This is a genomic window from Exiguobacterium sp. s70 (assembly GCF_018618315.1).
Taxonomy (GTDB): Bacteria; Bacillota; Bacilli; order Exiguobacteriales; family Exiguobacteriaceae; genus Exiguobacterium; species Exiguobacterium chiriqhucha.
This window is the reverse complement of the sequence record NZ_JACSLV010000002.1, coordinates 247,132-273,191: the sequence shown is the minus strand read 5'-3', so window position 1 is coordinate 273,191 and position 26,060 is coordinate 247,132. Positions and strand designations below refer to the sequence as shown.

The window sequence follows — 26,060 nt, the reverse complement described above, 5'->3', positions numbered from 1 at the left end:
AGCCACCAAAAATTATTGGTGGCTGCCCATTCCTTATAGTTGTTGGCGTCTGAGCAATCCGGCGAACACGCCGCCTTTCATGCTCAATTCATCGTGCGTCCCGTCCTCGACGATGCCGTCAGCGGTGACGACGAGGATGCGGTCGGCATTTTTCACCGTCGCTAAGCGGTGGGCGATGATGAGCGTCGTCCGGTCGGCCGCGAGTTCATTGAGCGAGTCTTGAATGATCGCTTCCGTCTCCGTGTCGAGCGCGGACGTCGCCTCGTCCAAAATCAAAATCGGTGGATTTTTGAGGAACATCCGGGCGATGGCAATCCGTTGTTTCTGTCCGCCCGACAGCTTCAAGCCCCGCTCCCCGATTTGCGTATCGAGGCCGTACTGCAACTCGTCGACGAGCGAGTTCAAATGTGCTTTCTCGACCGCATGCATAATTTCCGCGTCGGTCGCATCCAGCTTCCCGTAAGCGATATTCTCACGAAGTGTTCCCGCGAACAAGAACACGTCCTGTTGCACGATTCCGATTTGGCGTCGCAGACTCTCTTTCGTCATATCGCGGATGTCCATACCGTCAATCGTGATGGCACCGCTCGTCACGTCATAGAAACGAGGGATGAGCGAACAAATCGTCGTCTTCCCAGCTCCGCTCGTCCCGACGAGGGCGACCGTCGTACCTGACTTGATGTCGAGGTCGATGTCAGTCAACACTTGGCGATAGTCTGAGTAGCCGAACGAGACGTTTTGGAAGGCGATGTCGCCTTTCAGTGCCGTGACGTCGACGGCGTCCGGACGGTTCTCGATGTCTGGGGCCTCGTCCAATAATTGCGTGAATCGTTTGAAGCCGGCCATCCCTTTCGGATACATCTCGAGGAGGGCTGTGATTTTCTCGATTGGCTTGATAAGCAAGTTCATATAGAGGATGAACCCGACGAGCTGCCCGTAAGACAGTTGACCTTGATACGTCAAATAGGCGCCGTAAACGAGTACGAGCAGCGTCATGAGCCGCGTCGTAATATAAATGCCCGCAAGCGATTTACTCATGACTCGATACGCCTCGATTTTCGAGCCGCGGTAGAAGTTATTGTCTTTCTGGAATCGGTTGATTTCGAACGTCTCGTTCGTGAACGATTGGACGACACGCGCGCCGGAGACGCTGTCCTCGACACGGGCGTTCACTTCACCGATGTTCGTATACATCTTTTGCCACGCCTTGTTCATGTTTTTGTTGGCGTACGTGATCATGATGACAAGGAATGGCACGGCGACGACCGTCACGAGCGCGAGTTGCGGGTCAATCGAGAACATGATTCCGAACGCACCGAGCAGTGTCATGATGGCGATGAAGAAATCTTCAGGACCATGGTGCGCCACTTCGCCGATATCGAACAAGTCGTTCGTCACCCGACTCATCAGATGTCCGGTCTTATGATTATCGAAGAACCGGAACGACTGTTTATGGATGTGGGTGAACAGCTCTTCCCGCATATCGGTCTCGATATTGATGCCGAGCTTATGCCCCCAATAGTTGACGACGTACTGCATCATCATGGCGAGTATGTAAAGAATCAATAGGCCGATGCTGATGATGATAATCCAATTCCATTCCCCACCCGGCAACAGGTCGTCGATGAACCATTGTACGGCGAGCGGAAAACCGAGCTCGAGCAGGCCGACGAGGATGGCGAACGAGAAATCGAGGATGAATAACTTCTTATGTGGACGGTAATAACTAAAAAAACGTGAGATCATGTCGTTTCCCCCTTCTAAACAAATAGTTTACGCCTTTTTGCAGGAAGTGGAAAACGGGAAGCACGTCTTTTTCAATCTTTTTTCCAGCGAGGTATAATAGACATAAGGAGTGATACCCATGAACGTACAAATTACAGAACGCGCTCAGGCGCGGATTGATGCCTTAAAAGGCGACCGTGACGGACAAATGCACTTGTTTTATGAGACGGAAGGTTGCGGCTGTGGCAATAGCGGCATCTTCGAGATTCGCTATGTGACCGAGACGACACCAGAAGATGTCGAGATTGATTCGAACGTCGGCCCGATTCTCATCAAGAACTGGACGAAAATCTTTTTGGACGAGGACATGATCATCGACTATCGTGACGATAAACGGACGCTCGTCTTGAAGAGTAACGGCCAAGTGTTCAACTCGAACTTGCTCGTGACCGATGGGACCGGTTGCCAGTTGAACGTCCCGAGCCGATGAAGCAGGCGTTACGTGACCATCCGAGCCTCTGGCTTTGGTTCATCCTCAGCTTCGGGCTCGGCCTGTTCGGCATTTACCTCGCGTTCGCGGACTCGGTCTACACGATGACGGCCGTGATCGCCTCGCTGTTCGCGTTCGGTTTCGCGTTGCAGCGGACGGCGAAGAAGATGGAGTCATAAGTTTTCCTCTTAAAAAGCATGAAAAAGTCGTCATTTCCATAACCGGAAGTGACGACTTTTTGGTTTCGATGTCAGTTCACATCGATGGTGTAGAAGGTAATCAGCCCGCCATCCCCCAGTTCGGCGTAGGCGATTTGTCCATCACGATAAATCGGCTTTGACGTCGTGCCACCTTGACTCGGCAAAGACGAGACCGTCCCGTCATTCATATCCGCGATCAATAAGCGATTCATGCCTTCTCGGAACAGGATGCGCTGGTCTGGCAAGAAAAGAAACGAGTCAAATGTAATCTTGGACTGTGCACTTTTATGTTGGAACGTTTTCGCTTGCTCCGTCAGTCCTACAAACTCGGCACGCCCTTCTCTTCCGAGCGCAACATAGTCCTCACCTGCTTCAAAGTCGATCAACGCGTCCATGTCTCGATCGAACGTCCCCTCGAGCGTGGTCAGTTTTGTCGCCTTTTCCCCATCAACAAATAAGCTTCGATGGACGATGACCCCACCCTCACTATCGCGATAGTCGAACACGTACTCACCGTCTCGGCGCTCCCCTTCTTGAAGAGTGTACGTTTGCACCGTTTCTACTGTCTCCGTCGCCGGAGAGAACTGCATGACCGCCGATGTCGTCAACGTTTCTGACGCCTCATAATCGACCCAGGTGACATGTTCATCGGTTGCGTTCAAATGCGGAACGGGCGTCTCGAACGCACTGACCCCTTCAGCGAGTTCGGTCGGTTTTGTTTCATTCAGCTTCATCCGATAAATCGTCCATGCGTAGGCATTGTCCGCTGTCATCTCATATTCAATCCAAACTAGCTCGTCTTGGATGCCGACGAGATTGCCGATCGTCTTGGATGTTTGATAAATCCGTTGATTGGACTTGTCGGTCGCATCATACACATACACGTCATTCCCGATTTCCCCGACCGAATCCGTGTAGATGATCCGGTCACCGACCACATGGTCTGGTGCGACCATCGCCGTCTTGTGCGCGAAGAACAATGTCAGGTCATGCGTCTTCACATCCCCTAACGGCTCGGACTCACCCGTGCTCCGTAATAACACCTGATCGCTCTCCCTGCTCTCTGCCGGTGCCTCCGTCTCATTAACGGTCTCTTGCACTTGCGGCGTCGCTTTCGTCTCTTGAAAACAGCCCGCTAACATCATGCTCAGTCCGACCGTCAACGCCATCACTTTTATGTTCCGAGTTAATTTCACGTTTCCCCAGTTCCCCCATCTTTTACATACAATTTATCCCATAATTGTATCATCTTCTTCCTTATTCATATATACGCAAAAAGACCCGCCATTTGACGGGTCCTTGTGACTAGACGTTATTTCTTCTCTTTGACCGCAGTCCGAATCGACAACTCTTGGAGTTGCGCGTCCGCGACCGGGCTTGGTGCTTGAGTGAGCAAGTCGCTCGCCGACGCCGTTTTCGGGAAGGCGATCGTGTCACGAAGGTTCGAACGACCCGCGAGGATCATGACGAGACGGTCGAGACCGAGCGCGATCCCTGCGTGCGGCGGTGTGCCATATTCGAACGCTTCGAGCAAGAAGCCGAACTGGTCGACCGCTTCTTGTTCTGTGAAGCCGAGCAATTTGAACATGCGTTCTTGAATGTCACGCTCATAAATCCGTTGTGATCCGCCACCGAGCTCATAGCCGTTCAAGACGAGGTCATAGGCGAGAGCGCGTACGCTCGCTGGATCTGTCTCGAGAAGATGGAGGTCTTCACGATTTGGCATCGTGAACGGGTGGTGGTTGGCGTAGAAACGGCCGTCTTCTTCTTCGAACGTGACGAGCGGGAAGTCCGTCACCCAAAGGAAGTTGAATTTCGTCTCGTCGATGAGTCCGAGCTCATGTCCGAGCTTGACGCGAAGCGCGCCGAGGCTGTCGGCGACGACTGTCGGTTTTGACGCCACGAAGAGGAGCAAATCGCCCGCTTCCGCGTTCGTCGCTTCTATCAACTTCTGGGCGTACGTCTCGTCGAAGAACTTGGCAATCGGTCCGTTCAAGCCTTCTGGCGTCACTTTGAGCCAAGCGAGGCCTTTCGCACCGTAGACGGCTGTGAACTCTTGAAGCTTGTCGATGTCTTTACGCGAGAACTTATCCGCTTCACCTTTGACGTTGATCGCTTTGACTTGTCCGTTTGACTCGAGCGCCATGTCGAACACTTTGAAGCCGGCACCTGTGACAGCGTCCGCGACGTCGATGAGCTCAAGACCGAAACGTGTGTCCGGTTTGTCTGAACCGAAACGGCGCATCGCCTCTTCGTGCGTCATCCGCTCGAACTTGGCCGGTGTGTCCGTGCGACCGAGCGTCGCTTCCATGACTTGGCCCATCATCGATTCCATCATCGCCATCAAGTCTTCGACGTCCATGAAGCTCGTCTCGATATCGACTTGCGTGAATTCCGGTTGACGGTCGGCCCGAAGGTCTTCGTCACGGAAGCAGCGTGCGATTTGGAAGTAACGGTCGAATCCAGCCACCATGAGGAGCTGCTTGAACAACTGCGGTGATTGCGGGAGCGCGTAGAATTCGCCGCCGTGAACACGGCTTGGGACGAGATAGTCACGCGCGCCTTCTGGTGTCGACTTCGTCAAAATCGGTGTCTCGACTTCGAGGAACTCCTCTTCCGTCAAGAAGTTACGGATCGTGTTCGATGCCTTCGAGCGGAGACGGAACGTCTCTTGGAGTGCCGGACGACGGAGGTCAAGGTAACGATATTTAAGACGGAGGTCTTCCGATACGTTCTCGGCCTCGTCCCCAATCGGGATCGGCGTCATTTTCGCCGCGTTCAAGATGTTGATTTCAGAGGCGATGACTTCGATGTTCCCGGTCGGCATGTTCGGGTTCTTGTTCTCACGTTCGAGGACAGTTCCCTTAATATCAAGTACGTATTCGCTGCGGATCGACTCGGCGAGCTTGTGCACCGCTTCGTTTTCCGGGCGAACGACGACTTGGACGATGCCTGTGCGGTCACGAAGGTCGATGAAGATGAGGCCTCCGAGGTCGCGACGTTTTTGTACCCATCCTTTCAATTGTACGTCTTGGCCGATGAGTGATTCTGTCACGCGGCCGTTCATATGTGTGCGTCCGATCATTGTCCTGCTCCTTCCGATAGTTCACGAATTTTGTCTGCGACAGCCGATAGCGGCACGTCGACTTGTTCCCCGGTCGCCATGACCTTGAGGGAGGCCGATCCGCGCTCGACTTCATCGTCTCCGAGGATGACGGTGAACTTCGCGTTCAAGCGGTCGGCTTGTTTGAATTGTCCTTTGAACTTGCGGCCGAGATAGTCACGGTCCGCCTTGAAGCCTTCGATGCGAAGCAGTTGCAACAGGCGTGTCGCCGTCACTTCGACTTCTGATCCGCCTTGGGCGACGACGAAGACGTCAAGTCCCGTCTCGAGCGCTGGGAGCACCCTTTCATTCTCGAGAGCGAGGATAAGACGCTCGAGTCCGATCCCGAAACCGATGCCAGGCATGTCCGGTCCACCGATGTCTTGGACAAGACCGTTATAGCGTCCACCGCCGCATAGCGTCGTGATGGCGCCGAAGCCTTCTGCCTCTGACATGATCTCGAACGCCGTGTGCGTATAGTAGTCGAGTCCGCGGACGAGCGTCGGGTCGACCACGTAGGCGACGCCGAGCGCATCCAAGTGCGCGAGTACTTTCTCGAAGTACGTCTTCGACTCTTCGTTCAAGAAGTCGAGAATCGATGGTGCCGACTTCATCGACGGGTGGTCGCGGTCGACTTTACAGTCGAGGACGCGAAGCGGGTTTTGGTGCAAGCGCGTCTGGCAATCTTGGCACAGCTCGTGCTGGACCGGTTCGAAGTGACGGATGAGCGCTTCGCGGTGAGCGTTGCGGCTCTCGGCGTCACCGAGCGAGTTGACGACGACCTTGATTTGCTTCAGGCCGAACGATTTGTAAATCGTGTAGGCGAGGCTGATCACTTCTGCGTCGACGGCCGGGTCGCTGCTACCGATCGCCTCGACACCGTATTGGTGCAGTTGGCGGAACCGGCCTTTTTGTGGACGTTCGTAGCGGAACATCGGTCCCATGTAGTACAGTTTCGTCGGCTGGTCGGGGCTGCCGAACAGCTTGTTCGTGACGAAAGCGCGGACGACCGAGGCCGTCCCTTCCGGACGGAGCGTATACTCGTCCTTACCTTTCTTGACGAGCGTGAACATCTCTTTTTGGACGATGTCCGTCGTCTCGCCGACGCTGCGTGTGAACAGGTCGGTCGTTTCAAAAATCGGGGTACGAATCTCTTTATAGTTGTAACGGGCGCTGATGTCGCGTAGTTTCTCTTCGACATACTGCCACGTCTCGACCGTGCCCGGAAGCAGGTCTTGTGTGCCGCGTGGTGCTTTCATCTAAATTCCCTCCTTAGAATACAAAAAGGCCCTCGTCCGCAAAGGGACGAGAGCCTGTTAAAGTTTCCCGTGGTACCACCCTCGTTGCAGAGCCATAATTGATACTCTGCCACTCGAAATCGGTTAACGCCCGATGAAACGGCTCCCCCTACTCGAGTTCAAGGAAGCACCTCCAAAGTGTCGTTCGGGTCATCATCCAGTCGATGCTTTCAGCCTAGGCATCGCTCTCTTTGCTGGTGGGGTGACCGTACTTTTCTTTATCGTAGGTGTTAGGTTATATGGTTCATGATGCCGAATCACGCCTGCTTCTGTCAAGCGTTTTTTTCGAGCATGAGCGTGACCGGACCGTCATTGACGAGCGCGACATCCATCATCGCCCCGAACTTCCCGGTCTCGACGACGAGCCCGTGCGTCCGCAAACGCTCGTTGAACTTCTCGTAAAGACGTTCGGCGATATCCGGTTTCGCCGCTTGCGTGAACGCGGGGCGACGGCCTTTGAGCGTGTCCCCGTAAAGCGTGAATTGCGACACGGATAACACTTTGCCGGCGACGTCTTGAATCGATAAGTTCATCTTCTCGTCCGCGTCCTCGAAGACACGGAGTCCGGCCACCTTGTCGGCGAGCCAGTTCACTTCCGTCTCGGTGTCCTCGTGGGTCACCCCGACGAGGAGCAAATAACCGGCCTCGATTTGACCAATCGTCTCCTCATCGACGGTGACGGATGCTTCTTTTACTCGTTGCAACAATACACGCACAGAAATCTTCCTTTCGTCACGTCATCATGACTCGGCTGACCGAGTACACGTCCGAGATTTGCTTGATCCGGTCGACGACTTTTTGCAGATGGTTCACGTTCGGAATCGAGATCGTCATCGAGATACGGGCCTGTTTGTTCTGGTCCCCGCGTCCGCTCACCGCCACGATGTTCGTGTTCGTCGCCGAGACGGCTTGGAGCACGTCGTTCAACAAACCGGAACGGTCGTAGCCGGTAATCTCGATGTCGACGTTATAGTTCTTCTCTTTCGCCTGACCGACTTCCCACTCAACCGTGAGGAGTCGCTCCGGGTGCTGCTCATTGATGATGTTCAAGCAGTCCTTCCGGTGAATCGACACGCCGCGTCCGCGTGTGATATACCCGACGATTTCATCGCCCGGTACCGGGTTACAGCAGCGGCTCATGCGGATGAGCATGTTGTCAATCCCTTTCACCGAGACGCCGGCCTCGGCCGTCTTCTTCTTCGGCGACTGACTGACTTTCAATTCGTTGATCGCGTCCGACAGCTCGAGTTTTGGCTCTTTGCGCTGTTTCTCCGTCAACTTATGGGCGACTTGGGCGGCCGTGATGCCATGATAGCCGACCGCGGCGTACATCTCTTCCTCGTTCCCGAAGTTGAACTTCTCGACGACGACGGCGAGCGACTGGTCATCGATCACTTCTTTCGGCTCGAAGCCGAGCTTCTTAATCTCGACGTCGACGAGCTCTTTGCCTTTCTCGACGTTCTCTTCACGCTGCTGGCGCTTGAACCATTGGCGAATCTTGTTCTTCGCCTGGCTCGAGACGGCGAGTTTGAGCCAGTCCTTGCTCGGTCCATAGCTATGTTTCGACGTGATGATCTCGATGATGTCACCTGTCTCGAGTTTATGGTCGAGCGGCACCATCCGTCCGTTCACTTTCGCCCCCGTCATCCGGTGACCGATCTCGGTATGGATGCGGTAGGCGTAATCGATTGGGACCGAGCCTTTCGGCAACTCGAAGACGTCGCCTTTCGGTGTGAAGACGTAGAGCATGTCGCTGAAGAAATCGACTTTGAGCGACTCCATGAACTCCTCGGCGTCCGTCGTATCTTTTTGTAGCTCTAAAATCTCGCGCAGATGGGCGATTTTTTCATCGAACCCGTTCGTCGCGACACTCTTTCCTTCTTTATAGGCCCAGTGCGCGGCAATCCCGAACTCGGCGATGAAGTGCATGTCCTTCGTGCGGATTTGCACTTCGAGCGGCTCACCCTTCGGTCCGATCACCGTCGTGTGGAGCGACTGATACATGTTCGGTTTCGGCATGGCGATATAATCCTTGAACCGGCCCGGCATCGGCTTGTATTGCGTGTGGATGATGCCGAGGACGGCGTAGCAGTCGCGAATCGAATCGACGATGATGCGGACGGCCATCAAGTCATAAATCTCATTGAACTCTTTCTTATGCTTCACCATCTTGTTGTAAATCGAGTAGATGTGCTTCGGACGGCCGTTGACGTCGGCCTCGATGCTCACGTCCTCGAGGACGGTGTTCACTTCTGTGATGACCGAAGTGACGAGCGCTTCCCGCTCGGTCCGCTTCTGTTTCATCATCGAGACGATTTTATAGTATTGCTGCGGATTGATATAACGTAACGAAATATCCTCGAGCTCCCATTTAATCGTCGAGATCCCCATCCGGTGGGCGAGCGGCGCGAAAATCTCGAGCGTTTCTTCCGCTTTTTGAACTTGCTTCTCTTTCGGCATATGTTGAAGCGTCCGCATGTTATGCAGACGGTCGGCGAGTTTGATCAAGATGACACGTACGTCTTCAGCCATCGCGATAATCATCTTGCGGTGATTCTCGGCGAGCTCTTCTTTTTTCGATTTATATTTGATTTTACCGAGCTTCGTCACACCGTCGACGAGCATGGCCACCTCGACCCCAAACTCGTCAGCGAGTTGTTTGAGCGTGATGTCCGTGTCTTCCACGACATCATGAAGAAGCGCACCGATAATCGTCGTCGCGTCTAACCCGATATCAACGAGAATACCGGCCACTTGGACCGGATGCAGAATGTAGGGTTCGCCGGAACGTCGGAACTGACCGGTATGATGCAGTTTTGCGTATTCGTAAGCGCGTCTCACTTCGGCAATCTCGTCTTCACCCATATACTCCCCGAGCGCGTCGAGAAGGTCCTCAATACTTACGATTTGTTTTTTGGTCATAACATTCGACACCCTTTTTCTTACCGCTCCAATCGACTTGGACTCGTCGCAGCATGGTAGTAGTTAACGTGCATGAGTAATGTAATTTTACTTACTATTATCGAAAAAATCTGACGACCTGTCAAAGGTTGTGGGTTATTTTCCTCAAAAACTATTCAAAAACGGGAAGCTAATCGCTTCCCGTCTAGGTCAATCTTCGTAACGGATGAGTGAGAACACGTCGTATCCTTCGAGACGCTCACGTCCACCAAGTCCATCAAGTTCAATTAAGAATCCAATCCCCGCGACGACGCCGCCGAGTTGTTCAATCATTTTGATGGTCGCTTCAATCGTGCCGCCTGTTGCAAGCAAGTCATCCAAGATGACGACTTGTTGGCCCGGTTTGATTGAATCTTTGTGCATCGTCAAAATGTCTGTGCCGTATTCGAGGCCGTATGCGACGCGAACTGTCTCACGTGGCAACTTGCCTTCTTTACGGACCGGGACGAACCCGAGTTCAAGTGCGTACGCTGCCGGGCAACCGACGACGAATCCGCGTGCTTCCGGACCAGCGATGAGTTCAGCACCGCGCTCCTGAGCGTAAGCGATGAGCTCATCAACCGCTTTTTTGTAAGCCGGTCCGTCTTGCATGAGTGACGTGATGTCTTTGAAGCTGATTCCTTCTTTCGGGTAATCCGCTACTTCTTTAATATGCTGTTTGAAATCCATTTTATGTGTAAGCCTCCTGCATCTTGTTCGATCGCAATGATTGTAACCGCTCTTTCAGTTCTGCCAACGACGCATAGATGAAACGCTCCTCGAGTTGGACTCGTCCGACCCGACGCTTATAACACGGCGCTTCGGTCAAATCGCGTTTCGGCGCTTCTGGATTCACTCCAGGCAGTCCGTCTTCCATTGTAACAAGAAATTCGAGTTCAGAGAATACTTGATGCATAAATTGAATCGTATTTTTTGACCATTTTCGCTCGATTGACAATCGAATCAAGTTTTCGCGCAGGTTTTTCCGTTCGCACGTCGCCATATGGACGTAGTATGTTCGGAAATCTTCCCGCGTCGGCAACTTCTCGAAGAACGAGCCGCCTTGTCCGAACGCACAGTAGATGCGCTCGACGTCCTCGGTCAACAAATCTGCCAATACGTCTTCCTCATCCGGCAAATCGAGCAAAACGACGAACGGCTTGAGCGGCGTATCGAGGTCGTGGAGCGGGAAGTCGTCCCGCCCTTGGAACGAGATGAACGACGTCATGTCGCCTGGGAGCCGTTTCAATTCGTCGAGCGAATTTTTCTTGCCCCGATAATCGAACACTTGGAACCCGTCGACACGGATGTCTTGAATCATGAGCTGCGGCTTGCGCATCCCGTTCCATTCATTCACTTGCAAACTGCCCATGACCGAGACGTGGGCCATCTTCGAGATTTCAGAGACGACGTGACCGAAACCGAAGCCGATGCCATCAAGTTCTCGCTTGTCCCCGGCGAGCTGAACCTTCAAATGGGTGTTGTCGCGCCCGATTTGACGGATGTCGCGAAGTCTAGCGTCTGCCACGACGACACGCGGTGACGGATTACCCATCCCGAACGGGGCGAGCTTGCCAATCTCTGAAATCAAGTCGAGCGACACATCGTTCACGTCGAGCTTCAAGTCGACGTTGACGCGGGCGACGAACGTCTCGTCCGGAATCGACTCGGCTTGTTCGTTCAGACGACGGCGCAGTTCGGCCACGTTTTCCGATAACAGCGTCATCCCGGCTGCGGCCGGGTGGCCACCGAAGTGCGGCAAGATGTCTTCGTTCTTCGATAGTTCTTTGAACAAGTCGAAACCGTCGATTGAACGGCCCGATCCCTTCGCCTTCCCTGTTTTCGGGTCATGGCACAAGAGGATGACCGGACGATAATACGCCTCGACGAGCCGTGAGGCGACAATCCCGACGACGCCCGGGTTCCAGCGTTCACTGGCGACGACGAGGACGCGGTCGTTCGTCATCGAGGCTTCGACAAGTTCTGTCGCTTCCTTGGCGATCGTCTTGACGATGTCTTGGCGTTCTTTATTCTGTTTGTCGAGCTTCTGGGCCAGTTCGAGCGCTTCCTCGACATTCTCGGCGAGCAACATCTGGAGCGCCGGCATCGCCGAGTCGAGACGACCAGCGGCGTTGATGCGCGGACCGAACGCGAACCCGACCGATTCCTCGTTCAATGTCCCGTCCGTCAACGCACACACTTCACGGAGCGCCAAAATACCCGGGCGTTTCGAATCATCGAGCGCCTTGAGTCCGAGCTTGGCGAGCAGACGGTTCTCCCCATCGAGCGGAACGAGATCGGCGATCGTGCCGAGGACGGCCAAGTCGAGAAGCTCGTCCGGCATCCGGTCGAGCACGGCGTGCGCCACTTTGAGGGCGACGCCTGCCCCGGCGAGTTTGTCATACGGATACGACGGGTCGATATGAGGATGGATGATAGCGAATGCATCCGGTAACGTCTCTTTCGGTTCGTGGTGGTCGGTGATAATCAAATCGACACCGAGCTCTTTCAAGAGCGCCGCTTCTTCAATCCCCGAGATGCCGCAGTCGACCGTGATGATGAGGGTGAACCCTTCACCGGCGGCCCAGCTGAACGCCTCTTTGTTCGGCCCATATCCTTCGGTGAACCGGTTCGGGATATAGCATTCCGCCATGACGCCAATCTCGGTCAAGGCGTGCCACATGACGGCCGAGGCGCTGACACCATCGACGTCATAGTCACCATAAATCAATACCATCTCACCTTCGTCGGCCGCTCGTTTCAAACGTTCGACTACTTTTGGCATCTGTTCAAATAAAAACGGGTCGTGGAACGTCAATTCATCCTCGACGTATAAAAACGCCTTGGCCGCCTCGACGTCGCGGTGCCCCCGTTGCATGAGGAGCGTCGCAAGTTGCTCCGATATATTCAATTCTGTCTGTAACTGTTCAACAGCCGTTGTATCCGTCTCCGGATACACCCAACGTTTCTTCGCATGATACATAATGCCTCACTCCAATCAATTGTAGATTATATCAGAACGAGCGAGTGAAGTGCCGTCTTGACATTCAAAAAGGTCCCCCGATTAATTCGGGAGACCAGTGGTTACGCCTCTGGGGCAGCTGATTTCTTTTTGTTGAGCGACATGCCTTTGATGAGCAACCAAAGGTACGAAGCGATGAAGATCGACGAGTACATTCCCATGATGAGACCGACGAGAAGCGCGAGCGAGAAGCCGCGAATCGATTCGGCACCAAAGATGTACAAGGCGATGACGGTGAACAATACAGTGACGACCGTGTTGATCGAGCGAACGATCGTCTCTTGAATCGCTTTGTTCACGAGCATACGGTACTCGTCCATCGTCTTGATTTTCCGTTCCTTCTCATACGCTTGAATGTTCTCGCGCACCCGGTCGAACGTAACGATTGTATCGTTGACCGAATACCCGATAATCGTCAAGATCGCGGCGACGAAGTACAAGTTGACCTCGATGCCAAAAATCGAGAACGCCACAAGCATGAAGAACGCATCGTGGAGCATGGCGACGACGGTGGCGACACCGTAAGAGAATTGGAAGCGGAACGTGATATACAAGATAATCCCGAGCGATGCGAGCGAGACGGCGTAAATCGCGTTACGGGCGATGTCTCGACCGACTTCGGCTGAGACGGTGCTAATGTTCGGGTCGTTTCCGAACGTCTCCGTGAATACGGTCTTCACCGAAGCGACTTCATCTTGAGTGAGCTGCCCGACGAACGTCACGTTCGCGAGCGTCCCGCCTTCTGCATATTGAACGGACGAAATGTCTTCATCCACGCCTGCCTCGGTGAAGGCGGCCGCTAAATCGTCTTGCGACACTTGCGACTCGGTCTGGACTTCGACCCGCGTTCCAGACGCGAAGTCGATTCCGAGGTTCAAGCCGCGGAAGAACAAGATCCCGAGTCCGATGATGACGACGGCACATGAGATGAGGAACAACGTGCGCATCGGTTTAATATAGTTTAATTCAGTGAGCTTAAAGTTCACGGATTTCACTCTCCTTCACACCAAACCAGCCTTTGCGCTTGTCGAAGAGACGACTTGCGACGAGGAGGTGCATCAAATAGCGCGAGATGAAGACGTTCGAGATGAACGTCATCGCGATCGAGATCATGAGCATGAGCGCGAACCCTTTGACGGAACTCGTTCCGAAATAGAACAAGACCGCTGCCGAGATGAGCGTCGTCAAGTTGGCATCGATAATCGTACTGAGCGAGCGACGGTTACCGGCACGGAACGCCGATAGGACCGACTTCCCTGAGCGGAGTTCGTCTTTAATTCGTTCGGCCGTGATGATGTTGGCATCGACTGCCATACCGATACCGAGAACGAGACCGGCAATCCCTGGGAGCGTCAAGACGGCGTTAATCCCGTTAAAGAACAACATAATCAAATTGATATACAAAATGAGTGTGATGATCGAGACGAGACCGGGTAAACGATAGAAGAACAACATGAACAAGAAGATAGCGACGACACCGATGACCGAAGCGAACACGGTCTTCTCAAGTGCATCTTGACCGAATTGGGCCGAGACCGACGTCGAGTAAATCTCTTCAAGTTTGACCGGGAGTGCCCCGGCGTTCAAGATGTCAGCGAGACGTTGACCACTCTCGGCGTCGATATCCCCACCGGAGATGATGGCTTTATCCGAAAGAATCGGTCCGTTGACCGAAGCGTCCGAGACGATTTTCGAGTTCTCTTTTTGAATCTCTTCTTCGTACGAGTCACCTTCCTCATAATCGAGCCAGATGACAAGGCGGTTTTCCGGTGCCGGGCGCTGAGCGATCTCAGACGTCACTTCACCGAACTGTTCTGCCGATTGGAGCGTCAATTCAACGACCGGGTTTCCTTGCTGATCGTAGCTGATTGAGGCACCGCGCGGCGCGAGATCTTTTCCGTCGAGCAGGACGTTGTCATCGATGTCGCGGAACGTAAGCTGCGCCGTCGACGAGAGCACTTCTCGGGCATCGTTTTGGTTCGATACACCCGCGAGTTGGACACGGATCCGGTTATCATCCTCAATCCGAATGTCCGGTTCAGACACACCGAGCACGTTGACCCGGTTGTTGATAGCGCGAACGGTTGCATTCATCGCAGATTGATCGATGACATCGCCGTCTTCAAGCGGCTGGACTTCGTACAGCACTTCAAATCCGCCTTTGAGGTCAAGGCCAAGGTTCGTGTTCTTCACGACCCATGGTGTCGTCAAGACGGCGAGTAGGATCGTTGCAATCATGATGACCGCAAAGATCGCGATATTCCCTTTTTTGTACATACGACAAATTCCTTTCTAAACACATGTTCTCGTAAAAAAACTTCTCTCGTTAACATTACAAATATTCTAAACATTTATCAATCGTTTTCCTAAAATTGTAACACGGGAGCGTTGATTTCCCACGCTTTTTTGCGTATGCGACTAAAAGTTGCATTAGGGCAAAACTTGAGCTATGATGTGATTATCAACTTACACTACACGTAAAGGAGTCCTTTTCAATGGATAGCACGATTATCTATGCCTTTTTACTGACGTTGTTCGCTGGACTCGCGACGGGGATCGGAAGTATGATCGCCTTCTTCGCCAAACGGACCAACACAGCCTTCTTGTCGGTGTCCCTTGGCTTCTCAGGCGGGGTCATGATTTACGTATCCTTTATCGAGATTTTCCCGAAAGCGCTCGTTGAGCTCGTCGGTGCCCATGGCGAGCAGACCGGGACACTTTATACGGTCCTCGCATTCTTCGGCGGTATGCTGTTGATCGCCTTGATCGACAAGTTCATCCCGTCTCCCGAGAACCCGCATGAAGTCAAATTCGTCGAGACGATGCAAAACGACCCGTCGTCCCAAGAACTCGCGACGACGGCGACCGAACGCGTCCCATTGAATCACGAGACGAAACAGCGGCTTCATAAGATGGGAATCTTCATGGCACTCGCCATCACCATCCATAACTTCCCGGAAGGTTTGGCCACGTTCATCTCGGCTCTCGATGACCCGGCCGTCGGTTTAGCGATCGCCATCGCTATCGCACTGCACAACATTCCGGAAGGGATCGCCGTCTCGGTCCCGATTTACTACGCGACCGGCTCTCGGAAGAAGGCGCTGAAACTGTCCTTCTTATCCGGACTCGCTGAACCAATCGGCGCGGCCGTCGGCTTCCTGTTGTTGATGCCGTTCTTGAGCGACACGGTGTTCGGAATCATCTTCGCGGCTGTCGGCGGCATCATGGTGTTCATCTCGCTCGATGAATTGCTCCCAGCCGCCCGTGAATACGGACGGGCCCACCATGCGGTGTACGGCATGGTCGCCGGTATGATGGTCATGGCAGCCAGCCTGATTTTGTTAATGTAACGAACTGAGTAATTCGCGAAATTTTAAGAGGCCGTGGACACGAATTGATTGTGTCCACGGCCTCTTTTTATAACTTAAGTTCAATTAGGTACAAAAATTATGAAATACAAATCTACTATTCCATGTTTTCACTTTTTATCATGCTTATCGCTTCTAACAAAGCGACTCCTGTCAGTAATGCTAACTTCTCACGACTTACTTGGTTATGTGCAATCCAGATTTGCGCCAACGATTCTCCGCAGTTTGCTCGGATCATTTCATCAGTCTTTTCGTCATTGGCAACTGTCAACAGGGCGGCTTCCACATCCTCATCTTCTAAGATATAACCCAAATCGATGGCAGCGTCATCTCGCTCTGCATCACTCGCCGTTTTATCAAGTAATATCTCAATCAATGCAAGTGTATGGTTCACCTTTAGACTTCTTGAGATGGTGAAGTCGACGTCTTAAACAAGTGGACGAGGTCTTTCAACTCGACCGACATATGACTCATCGTCTCGGCGATGCCGTTGATTTCTTGAATCGCGGCGAGTTGCTCTTCGACGTTCGCGCCCGCCTCTTCGACGCTTCGTTGCGTTGAGACGGCGTTCGTTGACATATCTTCGACCGAGACGGCGACCTCGGTCGTGTTCGCACTTACTTCTTCTGTCGCTGCCGCAATCTCACTCATTTGACGGGACGTCTCTTGAATGACGGTGACGATTTCACGGAACGCACCGGCGACTTCGCCCATTTGGATCACACCGCTTGTCACATGCTGGCTCGTGACATCGAACGCCGCCTCGACTTCCGACGTGTCGCGCTGAATATCGACGACGACCGCTTGAATCTGTTTTGCCGACTGTTTCGATTCTTCGGCCAGTTTTCTGACCTCGGCCGCGACGACGGCAAACCCTTTGCCGTGTTCCCCGGCCCGAGCCGCTTCAATCGCCGCGTTCAAGGCGAGCAGGTTCGTCTGTTCCGTGATGGCCGTGATGGAACGAGTGATTTTCTCAATCTCGAGCGATTGATTCGATAAGCGCTCGACCATCTGTTGCGTCAAGTCGTTCGCTTGTTGAATCTCCCGCATCTGCTGCTCGGCCAACTGAATTGTCTCCAGTCCCCCACTCGCCGCTTCGAGTGTATGAATCGTCTGCTCGTTCACGCCTTGCGAGGCAGAGGCGATTTGGTTCAAGCCGACGACGGCTTGATTGACGCCGGACGTCCCTTCTTCGGCCCGTTTCGCCGACACTTGGGCGGCAAGGTTCATCTGTTCAAATAGACCGGCTACACCTTGCGTCGTCGTGGCGACGTGGTCCGTGCTGGCATACAGTTCTTCCGAGTAGGCCGTCACTTTGTCTGAGGCCGCCCCGACTTGACGAATCAAGCCGACAAGGTTGCGTTTCATATCGTTGAACGCCGTGACGAGGTCACCGAGCTCATCGTTCGAACCGACCTCGATATCACCCCCGGTCAAATCACCTTCGGCGACGACGCGCGCTTCGTTCACGAGTCGATTGATCGGCTTCAAGAACAACTTTTGGAGTGCTACTAATGAAAGTAGACCGACAGCGACGCCGATGATGCTGATGACAACCATCCAGATGATCGACTGCCCGGCACTCGCCTGGACCGCTTCCGACTCAGCTGCGAGCGCTTCGCCTTGATACGTGACGAGGTCGGTCACCGTCATCCGGACGCGATCCGTCGTCGGTGTCACGCTCGTATTGAGCACCGTCTTGTATCCGATCTCGTCTTGTTGTTGACGGAGGTCGATGACGCGCGCCATTTCCGTGTCGAGATGTTGATTGAACTTCTCAAGATCACCGATCCAGGCGATGACTTTCGAATCTGACGACGACTGCTTGAGCGTATCCATCAGTTCGTCACGTTTTGTCTGCGCCGCTTCGAGACTAATCAGTGTCTTCGGGTTCGAGACGAGCAGATAGTAGTTCAAATAACGCTCGGCATCGGTCACGGTCAACGCCAAATCTTCGGCGACGAGCATATCTTGGAGCCGCTCGTTCAAGACGCGGTCATACTCTGACGTCGCATTCTGTAATTGATACGAGCCGAGCGCACCGACGATCAATAAGGCGATCAGTGTCGGCACGAGCGCCATCGCCATCTTACGGCGCATCGACGAGCGTCCTTTCACGCGGTCAGGGCGACGTCGTACCTTCCAATTTTTGAGTGGGCGTAGCAATCGTTTCACATCCATGTCTTCTTCTCCTTCTTTCCAATTCTTCTCAACTTGACGATAATGCAAACGTTTTCACGATTCAATTTGATTTTTGGAAATAAGGTGGATGATTCGTCGGATTGACGAAGTTTGTCAAAAATAAATCATTTTTCAAAGTATGACAAAAAAAAGACGCCTGACCAGGGATGGTCAGGCGTGGTTTGGTTACTCAGCGAATGATGAGTTGCCTTTTTTCGTCACTTCAGCAATCGCACTGCGATTGAACTTGAGGAGTGACTGGTCACATTTCAATGTGACTTGTGTGTCTTCGATTTGGTGGACGACGCCGTGAAGGCCGCCGATTGTTACGACGTGATCCCCACGCTCAAGCGCGTTTTGCATCGATTGTACTTCCTTCTGACGTTTCGTCTGCGGACGGATCAACAAGAAGTAGAACACGACGAAAATAAGGATCATCGGTAATAGTGCTACGAGAGTTTCCATGCGTAAAATTCACCCTTTCCTTCAATATCAGGTTCATTATACCGTGAAACTGAAACGTTGTCACATAATCGCTGTTAGAACAATTAGAAATTCTTGGCGTTTGGTTTGTTATACCCATATTCTTCGAAAAACTCTTCCTTGAAGTCCAAAAGACGGTCTTCGCGGATGGCTTGACGTACTTGACTCATCAAGTTCACGAGGAAGTGAAGGTTGTGTGTCGAACAGAGGTGGAGACCGAACATCTCGTCGGCACGAATCAAGTGGTGGACGTACGCACGTGAATAGTTCTTACACGTGTAGCAGTCGCACTTCTCGTCGATTGGGCCGAAGTCCGTCTTATGTTTCGCATGTTTGATCGTGACACGGCCATTCGATGTCATGAGCGTCCCGTTGCGGGCGATTCGGGTCGGCAAGACGCAGTCGAACATGTCGATGCCGCGAATCGAGCCTTCAATCAACGCATCCGGTGAACCGACGCCCATCAAGTAGCGCGGCTTGTTCTCCGGCATGAACGGTGTCGTGAACTCGAGCGCGCGGTACATGACATCTTTCGGTTCGCCGACCGATAATCCACCGACGGCATAACCTGGGAAATCAAGCGAGACGAGGTCGGCCGCACTTTGACGACGGAGATCTTCGTACTCGCCGCCTTGGATGATACCGAACAATGCCTGGTCTTCCGGACGTTCGTGTGCCGCGAGGCAACGCTCAGCCCAACGGCTCGTCCGCTCGACCGATTTCTTCATGTACTCATGTGTCGCCGGGAACGGCGGGCACTCGTCGAACGCCATCATGATATCCGAACCGAGCGCGTTTTGAATCTCCATCGCTTTCTCCGGTGACAAGAACAACTTGTCGCCGTTCAAGTGGTTGCGGAAATGGACGCCTTCTTCTTGGATGTTGCGCAGATCGGCGAGCGAGAAGACCTGGAAGCCGCCCGAGTCCGTCAAAATCGCGCCGTCCCAGTTCATGAACTTATGAAGGCCACCAGCTTGTTTGACGACTTCGTGTCCTGGGCGAATCCAAAGGTGATACGTGTTCGAGAGGATGATGTTCGCTCCCATCGCCTTGACTTGTTCCGGGGCCATCGTCTTGACGGTCGCCTGCGTGCCGACCGGCATGAAGACAGGTGTCTCGAACGAGCCGTGCGGCGTATGGACGATTCCGTGCCGCGCTCCCGTCTGTTTACATGTGTGGATATGTTCGTATGTGACTGCGTGTTTGGTCATTTGTTCTCTTCCTTCCTCGTGATGAGCATCGCGTCTCCAAAGCTGAAGAAGCGGTAACGTTCTTGTACCGCCGTGCGGTACGCGTTCAAGATGATGTCGCGCGACGCGAACGCCGAGACGAGCATGACGAGTGTCGACTTCGGCAGATGGAAGTTCGTGATCAGTCCATCAATCGCCTTCAACTCGACGCCTGGGTAGATAAAGATGTCCGTCCAGCCCGATGACTCGACGAAATCCCCATGGTCGCGCACGATCGTCTCGAGCGTCCGGGTCGATGTCGTCCCAACTGCGAAGACGCGTCCGTTATTTGCACGGATGTCACGGAGTGCCTCGGCCGAAGCGGCCGACAGCTCGAAATACTCACTGTGCATCGTGTGTTCTTCAATCGTATCCGCCGTGACGGGACGGAACGTACCGAGCCCGACGTGGAGCGTGAGCGGAATCAACTTGACGCCTTTCGCCTCTGCCGCTGCGAGCAGTTCTTCCGTGAAGTGAAGACCTGCCGTCGGTGCGGCCGCACTCCCGCGTTCACGGGCGTACACCGTCTGATAACGGTCTTGGTCGTCGAGCTGTTCACGGATGTAGGGCGGGAGCGGCATCGTGCCGAGCTCATCTAAAATCTCATAGAAGATACCGTCGTAATCGAACTTGAAGCGGCGTCCCCCTTCCGGCAGCTCTTCGACACATTCGGCCCGGAGCAATCCGTTGCCGAACTCGACGATGGCGCCGACGCGGACTTTCTTCGCCGGTTTGACGAGCGCTTCCCAGACATCATCTTCCGTCTGCTTCAAAAGAAGAAGTTCGACTTTCCCGCCCGTCTCCTGCTTCGCCCCGAACAGTCGAGCCGGGAGCACGCGCGAGTCGTTGACGACGAGGGCGTCGCCTGCCTGCAAATAGTCGAGCACGTCGCGGAAGTGACGATGCTCGATGTCGCCCGTGTCGCGGTCGAGGACGAGCAGTCGTGAGCTCGTCCGATCGAGGAGCGGTACTTGGGCGATCAGTTCTTCCGGTAAGTCAAAATCATAATCGTTTACGTTCAATTGAATGTCTTGCATATCGTTTACTCCTCTTCATAGCCAAAATGCGTCTTTGCGTACTGGGTGATCATGCGGCCGCGCGGCGTCCGTTGCAGGAAACCTTGCTGCAACAAATACGGCTCATACACGTCCTCGATCGTCTGGGCATCTTCCCCGATCGTCGCGGCAAGCGTCTCGAGTCCGACCGGTCCACCGCCGAACCGTTCAACCATCGCCCGTAAGAGCCGGTGGTCGACTTCGTCGAGCCCGAGGGCGTCGACGTGTAACCGGTCGAGTGCGTCTGAGGCAAGCACCGGATCGATTTCTTTCGTTCCTGCCACTTGGGCGAAATCACGAACCCGGCGTAACAGCCGGTTGGCAATCCGCGGCGTGCCGCGTGCACGTTTCGCGATGGCACCGCTCGCCTCTGGTGAAATCGACAGGCGGAACAGTTGGGCCGTCCGACTGACGATGGCGGCGAGCTCATGCGTCTCGTAGTATTCGAGCTTTAACGTGACACCAAAGCGGTCACGGAGCGGGGCCGACAACATGCCGGCCCGCGTCGTCGCGCCGACGAGCGTGAACGGTGGCAAGTCGATGCGGACGCTTCGCGCCATCTCGCCTTGTCCGTAAACGATGTCGAGACAGTAGTCCTCCATCGCCGGATAGAGGATCTCTTCAATCGTGCGGCTCAAGCGATGAATCTCATCGATGAACAGAACATCGCCCGGTTCGAGGGTCGAGAGGATTGCGGCGAGGTCACCCGGACGTTCGATGGCCGGGCCGGCCGTCGTCTTGATGCCGACACCCATCTCGTTGGCGATAATTTGGGCGAGTGTCGTCTTTCCGAGTCCCGGGGGACCGTATAGGAGGACGTGGTCGAGTGTTTCGCTGCGGAGCTTCGCGGCTTGGATGAAGATCGACAAGTTTCCTTTCGCCTTCTCCTGTCCGATATATTGCTCGAACTTTTGCGGACGCAAGCTCCACTCTTCAGAGTCTTCATATTGTTGATGGGATTGTGACAACAATCGTTCGTCCATGGTCTCCTCCTTATTTCAATAGCAATTGCAGGGCGCGCTTTATGTAAGCGTCTGTCGTCAATATTTCTGAATTCAGTTCCTTGCGGACACGAGTGATCTCACGCTCTGAGTAACCGAGCGCAACGAGCGCTTCGCACGCCTCGTCTAGTTCGGACGCGCCTTGGGCGAACAGTCCGGTGTTCGGTACATAATCCGGGGCGAGCTCGGACAGCTTGCCTTTCAAGTCGAGCGCCATCTGTTTCGCCGTCTTCTTGCCGACACCTGGGAACTTCATCAAATACTTCTCGTTCTCAGTCTCGATTGCGTCGATGAGCGCATCCATATCGCCCGAGGCGACGATCGCGAGTGCGCCTTTCGGTCCGATCCCGTTGACGCCGAGCAATTTATTGAACAGTTCGCGTTCGCGACGTGAACGGAAACCGTACAGCGTCTGTTGATCTTCGCGCACGTAATGGTGCGTAAATACGATTACATGTTCGTCTTGTTCACGATAAAAAAACGGGTTAGGCACATGTACTTTGTAGCCGACGCCCGAAACATCCAACGTTATATATTCCGCGCACACATAGGCGACGGAGCCTTTTACGAATTCAATCACGGTCATATCTCCTCTTCATAGGAAAACTGCATTCATTGTACCATAACCGTCGCCACGAAAAAAGGACAGGCGATTGCCTGTCCTTAGCGTGCGAGCATCCGCTCGAGGGCGAGTGTCGCCCACTTTGTCGTCTCTTGATCGACGCGAATAATATTTACGGGATCGGTCTCGAGTGACTCGAGCGCCCAGAGCAAATGAGGCAAATCGATTCGGTTCATCGTCAAGCACGGGCACATGTACGGGTTGAGCGAATTGATGTCGAGCTCAGGGTGCGTCGCCGCAAGTCGATTGACTAAGTTCATCTCGGTGCCGACGGCCCACTTCGTCCCCGGCGCGCTCGCCTCGATTTGGTCGATGATATATGATGTCGACCCGGCCTCGTCCGCCGCCTGCACGACATCGAACGTGCACTCGGGATGGACGATGATGCGTCGTTCCGGGTCGTTCTTCCGTAACGCCTCGATTTGGGCGACGTTGAACTTCTCATGGACCGAGCAATGCCCTTTCCATAGAATGACGCGGACGTCCTCAATATCGCCTTCATAGACGAGTCTTTCCCGGAGCGGGTCCCAGACGGCCATCGCCTCGAGCGGCACGCCCAAGTCATATGCCGTGTTGCGTCCGAGATGCTGGTCCGGTAAGAACAAGATCCGTTCGCCCGCTTCGAGTGCCCAACGCACGATGTCATGGGCGTTCGACGACGTGACCGTCGCCCCGCCATGTTTGCCGACGAATGCCTTGATGGCCGCTGTCGAGTTGACGTATGTGATCGGGACGATACTGTCGCCGAACGTGTCCGTCAATTCTTCCCATGCGATTTCTGTTTGATCGATATCAGCCATGTCGGCCATCGAACACCCGGCCCGCATATCCGGCAAGATGACGAGCTGGTCGTCACGCGTCAACATGTCAGCCGTCTCGGCCATGAAGTGGACGCCGCAAAAGACGATGAATTCGGCCTCGTTCATCTGTTCGGCGAGCCGTGCGAGCTGGAGCGAATCTCCGGTCGCGTCCGCGAACTGGACGACCTCGTCCTTTTGATAATGGTGGGCCGGTAAAAACAGGCGGCTGCCGAGCCGTGCTTTAATGGCTTCAATCCGTTGTTCCATCTGTTCAACCGTCAAGTCAGCGTATAGCGCTGGCATCGTTCCGAGTAACTGCATGTTTGATTCCTCCTACGAGATTTAAACTACAATCGAGCGCCGTCACCGAATGGGTCAACTGCCCGATTGAGATGACGTCGACGCCCGTACCGCGATACGAGGCGATCGTCTCGACCGTGATGCCGCCTGACGCTTCCGTCTTGATATGACTTGGGACGAGCGCACGCCACGCCTTCAGTTCTTCTGGCGTCCGGTTGTCGAACATGATGATGTCGGCGTCCGCCGCAATCGCCTCATGTAACTGTTCGAGCGTCTCGACCTCGACTTCAATCGGCGTCGTGTGACCGGCAAGCATCCGGGCCCGGGCGACCGCGTTCGTGATCCCACCGAGTGCCGTGATGTGGTTGTCTTTAATCATGACGGCATCGTCGAGCCGGAGCCGGTGGTTCTTCCCACCACCCGAACGGACGGCATGCTTCTCGAGCATGCGGAGTCCAGGTGTCGTCTTGCGCGTGTCCGTGACGGCAATCGTCGGGTCATTGAGCTGTTCGACGCAGCGCCGCGTCATCGTGGCGATCCCGCTCAAATGTTGGATAAGGTTCAATAACACCCGTTCCGTCTCGAGGAGCGTCCGTGTCTTGCCCCGCAACGTGAACAGTTCATCTCCAGTCGAGACAACCGTGCCGTCCGGTTGGCATGACTCGACGACGAGCCGTTGCATCTGGGCCAGCTCCAGGACGACATCCATGCCACAGAACACCCCATCCATTTTGGCGGTGACCGTGGCGAATGACGTCTCGCGCTGATCGATCAGTCCGCTCGAGATATCGCCAAAGCCGATGTCCTCATGTAGAAATGCCGTCAGCTGTTCGCGCAAAGCAATCTTGTTCATAACCATCCTCCGTCCTCATCATGGCACGAGCCAAAAGCCGCGCCGCTTCTATACTCAATGTCTGTTCACTTAATTGTCTTGTCACGTGTTTCGTCCGTGGCAGTTGTTGGGTATTTTCTAAGAAACTTACGATTTTGCCGAGTTGCGGCGAGATTGTCAGCCATTCCCCAATCTGTTGCCGATAGCGGCCGAACAGATCATCTGAAACCTCAAATACGGTCGTCTCGTTCACCGTGAACGGCTTCTCCTCCAAAGTCATCGTCGCCGCCACCCGCTTTCCGAACACCCAGCATTCAAGTAACGAGTTTGACGCGAGTCGATTCTTCCCATGGACGCCCGTATCGGCGACCTCCCCGACCGCATATAGTCCCGCTACCTTGGTTCGTCCATAGGCGTCGACGTCGACACCGCCCATGTGGAAATGCAGTCCCGGCCGGACCGGGATGCGCCGGATGTCGATGCCGTGCGCGTCACATGTCGCCACCAGTTTCGGGAACCGCTCATCGAGCCGTTCGACACGACTCGTATCCAAGTACACCGGTCCGACATGGTTCGTGAGCGTTCGTGCGACCTCATCCCTCGGGGCGAGGCTACCGAGCGGATGTTGTCCCATCACATGATTCCCGGACGTATCGACGAGCGTGGCTCCCGCCCCGCGTAGCGCTTCCGTCACGAGATGGGGTGAATCGACCGCGAGTAGCGTCGGATGAAACTGAATCCGGGACAAGTTCGTGAGCCGTGCCCCGACCGCTTCCGCCAAGACGAGCCCATCTCCTGTGACCGAGCGACAATTCGACGTCCAGTCAATCAGACCGCCGATGCCACCGGTCGCGAGGACGACGGCCCCGGCCTGAACGTGGAGGCGCGTCTCACCGTTGAAGCCGGTCGCCCCGCTCACACGGCCATCGCTTTTCGTCAACGTATCGATCAGGACATGCTCCATGACGGTCACATTGTCAGGCATTTGACGCCGCAGCGTCGCCATCACGTGCCGTCCCGTCTCATCGCCACCGACGTGAAAGATTCGATTCATGCCATGGGCACCTTCCCGACCGACCGCGTAGCCAGTCGCGTCGCGATCGAAGACGACGCCGAACCGCTCCAGCTCTTGAATCGCCGTCCTCCCTTCCTCGACGAGTGTATAAACACGGTCGGGTACGGCCGCAAGTTTCGAGGCGACGAGCGTATCCCGCTCATGGTCGACGCTCGACGGTTCCAAGTACGAGCTAGCGATTCCGCCTTGAGCCAAGTCCGAGTTCGCACTCGTCACTTCATGCTTGGCGACGAGCAGGACGTTCAACGTCCGGGGCAGATGGAGGGCGACCGTCACAGCGGCCAAACCGGCCCCGATAATCAACACATCGACCCGTTCAAATTGTAAAGACATCTG

Annotated in this window: 23 protein-coding genes and 1 other annotated feature; of the genes, 3 read left to right on the top strand and 20 right to left on the bottom strand. The window is 54.4% G+C overall.

What is annotated here, in order from left to right; translation table 11 throughout:
- Positions 1-33: 33 nt before the first annotated feature.
- A complete protein-coding gene (locus KNP84_RS06055; RefSeq protein ID WP_214803096.1) occupies positions 34-1,746 on the bottom strand; it encodes an ABC transporter ATP-binding protein in 1,713 nt (570 codons plus the stop codon).
- Between the two features lie 118 nt (positions 1,747-1,864).
- Between KNP84_RS06055 and KNP84_RS06050 the strand changes: the two genes are divergently transcribed.
- Positions 1,865-2,215, top strand: a complete 351-nt coding sequence (locus KNP84_RS06050; RefSeq protein ID WP_021066911.1) for an iron-sulfur cluster biosynthesis family protein — start codon at positions 1,865-1,867, stop codon at positions 2,213-2,215.
- Positions 2,212-2,394, top strand: coding sequence for a hypothetical protein (locus KNP84_RS06045; protein WP_215114490.1), 183 nt, complete (start codon positions 2,212-2,214; stop codon positions 2,392-2,394). Before KNP84_RS06050 ends, KNP84_RS06045 begins: the two co-directional genes overlap by 4 nt.
- A 71-nt stretch (positions 2,395-2,465) precedes the next feature.
- On the opposite strand, the gene KNP84_RS06040 is transcribed toward KNP84_RS06045, so the two are convergent.
- From KNP84_RS06040 to secD, 9 genes are all read right to left on the bottom strand, one after another.
- Entirely contained in the window at positions 2,466-3,611 is a 1,146-nt protein-coding gene (locus KNP84_RS06040) for a hypothetical protein (protein WP_215114489.1), read from the bottom strand.
- Positions 3,612-3,727: 116 nt separating this feature from the next.
- Entirely contained in the window at positions 3,728-5,500 is a 1,773-nt protein-coding gene (gene aspS, locus KNP84_RS06035; RefSeq protein ID WP_215114488.1) for an aspartate--tRNA ligase, read from the bottom strand.
- Entirely contained in the window at positions 5,497-6,777 is a 1,281-nt protein-coding gene (hisS, locus tag KNP84_RS06030) for a histidine--tRNA ligase (RefSeq protein WP_215114487.1), read from the bottom strand. The genes aspS and hisS overlap by 4 nt, the downstream gene beginning before the upstream one ends.
- Positions 6,778-6,816: 39 nt before the next feature.
- Positions 6,817-7,050: a binding site (T-box leader), on the bottom strand.
- Positions 7,051-7,088: 38 nt separating this feature from the next.
- Complete coding sequence (dtd, locus tag KNP84_RS06025; RefSeq protein WP_021066906.1) at positions 7,089-7,532, bottom strand: D-aminoacyl-tRNA deacylase; 444 nt, start codon at positions 7,530-7,532, stop codon at positions 7,089-7,091.
- 16 nt (positions 7,533-7,548) lie between these two features.
- Complete coding sequence (locus tag KNP84_RS06020) at positions 7,549-9,738, bottom strand: RelA/SpoT family protein (protein ID WP_021066905.1); 2,190 nt, start codon at positions 9,736-9,738, stop codon at positions 7,549-7,551.
- A gap of 189 nt (positions 9,739-9,927) precedes the next feature.
- Positions 9,928-10,446, bottom strand: a complete 519-nt coding sequence (locus KNP84_RS06015) for an adenine phosphoribosyltransferase (RefSeq protein ID WP_021066904.1) — start codon at positions 10,444-10,446, stop codon at positions 9,928-9,930.
- Position 10,447: 1 nt separating this feature from the next.
- Positions 10,448-12,739, bottom strand: coding sequence for a single-stranded-DNA-specific exonuclease RecJ (recJ, locus tag KNP84_RS06010; RefSeq protein ID WP_215114486.1), 2,292 nt, complete (start codon positions 12,737-12,739; stop codon positions 10,448-10,450).
- Positions 12,740-12,840: 101 nt separating this feature from the next.
- Positions 12,841-13,764 carry a protein translocase subunit SecF gene (gene secF, locus KNP84_RS06005; protein ID WP_125318020.1) on the bottom strand — a complete coding sequence of 308 codons (924 nt, stop codon included), beginning with the start codon at positions 13,762-13,764 and terminating at the stop codon, positions 12,841-12,843.
- Positions 13,754-15,016, bottom strand: coding sequence for a protein translocase subunit SecD (secD, locus tag KNP84_RS06000; protein WP_242686680.1), 1,263 nt, complete (start codon positions 15,014-15,016; stop codon positions 13,754-13,756). Before secD ends, secF begins: the two co-directional genes overlap by 11 nt.
- Before the next feature lie 257 nt (positions 15,017-15,273).
- Between secD and zupT the strand changes: the two genes are divergently transcribed.
- Positions 15,274-16,128, top strand: a complete 855-nt coding sequence (gene zupT, locus KNP84_RS05995; protein ID WP_029595807.1) for a zinc transporter ZupT — start codon at positions 15,274-15,276, stop codon at positions 16,126-16,128.
- Between the two features lie 115 nt (positions 16,129-16,243).
- On the opposite strand, the gene KNP84_RS05990 is transcribed toward zupT, so the two are convergent.
- From KNP84_RS05990 to KNP84_RS05945, 10 genes are all read right to left on the bottom strand, one after another.
- Positions 16,244-16,540 carry a hypothetical protein gene (locus KNP84_RS05990; protein ID WP_215114485.1) on the bottom strand — a complete coding sequence of 99 codons (297 nt, stop codon included), beginning with the start codon at positions 16,538-16,540 and terminating at the stop codon, positions 16,244-16,246.
- Positions 16,541-16,542: 2 nt separating this feature from the next.
- Entirely contained in the window at positions 16,543-18,327 is a 1,785-nt protein-coding gene (locus tag KNP84_RS05985) for a methyl-accepting chemotaxis protein (RefSeq protein ID WP_215114484.1), read from the bottom strand.
- Between the two features lie 186 nt (positions 18,328-18,513).
- Positions 18,514-18,792 carry a preprotein translocase subunit YajC gene (gene yajC, locus KNP84_RS05980; protein ID WP_021066898.1) on the bottom strand — a complete coding sequence of 93 codons (279 nt, stop codon included), beginning with the start codon at positions 18,790-18,792 and terminating at the stop codon, positions 18,514-18,516.
- A gap of 83 nt (positions 18,793-18,875) precedes the next feature.
- Positions 18,876-20,021, bottom strand: coding sequence for a tRNA guanosine(34) transglycosylase Tgt (gene tgt / locus KNP84_RS05975; RefSeq protein WP_215114483.1), 1,146 nt, complete (start codon positions 20,019-20,021; stop codon positions 18,876-18,878).
- Positions 20,018-21,061, bottom strand: a complete 1,044-nt coding sequence (queA, locus tag KNP84_RS05970) for a tRNA preQ1(34) S-adenosylmethionine ribosyltransferase-isomerase QueA (protein ID WP_087576471.1) — start codon at positions 21,059-21,061, stop codon at positions 20,018-20,020. The genes tgt and queA overlap by 4 nt, the downstream gene beginning before the upstream one ends.
- Before the next feature lie 20 nt (positions 21,062-21,081).
- Positions 21,082-22,077 carry a Holliday junction branch migration DNA helicase RuvB gene (ruvB, locus tag KNP84_RS05965; protein ID WP_021066895.1) on the bottom strand — a complete coding sequence of 332 codons (996 nt, stop codon included), beginning with the start codon at positions 22,075-22,077 and terminating at the stop codon, positions 21,082-21,084.
- A gap of 10 nt (positions 22,078-22,087) precedes the next feature.
- Complete coding sequence (gene ruvA / locus KNP84_RS05960; RefSeq protein WP_021066894.1) at positions 22,088-22,675, bottom strand: Holliday junction branch migration protein RuvA; 588 nt, start codon at positions 22,673-22,675, stop codon at positions 22,088-22,090.
- Between the two features lie 83 nt (positions 22,676-22,758).
- Positions 22,759-23,838, bottom strand: a complete 1,080-nt coding sequence (gene nadA, locus KNP84_RS05955) for a quinolinate synthase NadA (protein ID WP_021066893.1) — start codon at positions 23,836-23,838, stop codon at positions 22,759-22,761.
- The gene (gene nadC / locus KNP84_RS05950; protein WP_021066892.1) at positions 23,801-24,670 is read right to left on the bottom strand and encodes a carboxylating nicotinate-nucleotide diphosphorylase; all 870 of its coding nucleotides are present in this window, start codon (positions 24,668-24,670) and stop codon (positions 23,801-23,803) included. Before nadC ends, nadA begins: the two co-directional genes overlap by 38 nt.
- Positions 24,624-26,057 carry an L-aspartate oxidase gene (locus KNP84_RS05945; RefSeq protein WP_215114482.1) on the bottom strand — a complete coding sequence of 478 codons (1,434 nt, stop codon included), beginning with the start codon at positions 26,055-26,057 and terminating at the stop codon, positions 24,624-24,626. Before KNP84_RS05945 ends, nadC begins: the two co-directional genes overlap by 47 nt.
- Between the last annotated feature and the right edge of the window lie 3 nt (positions 26,058-26,060).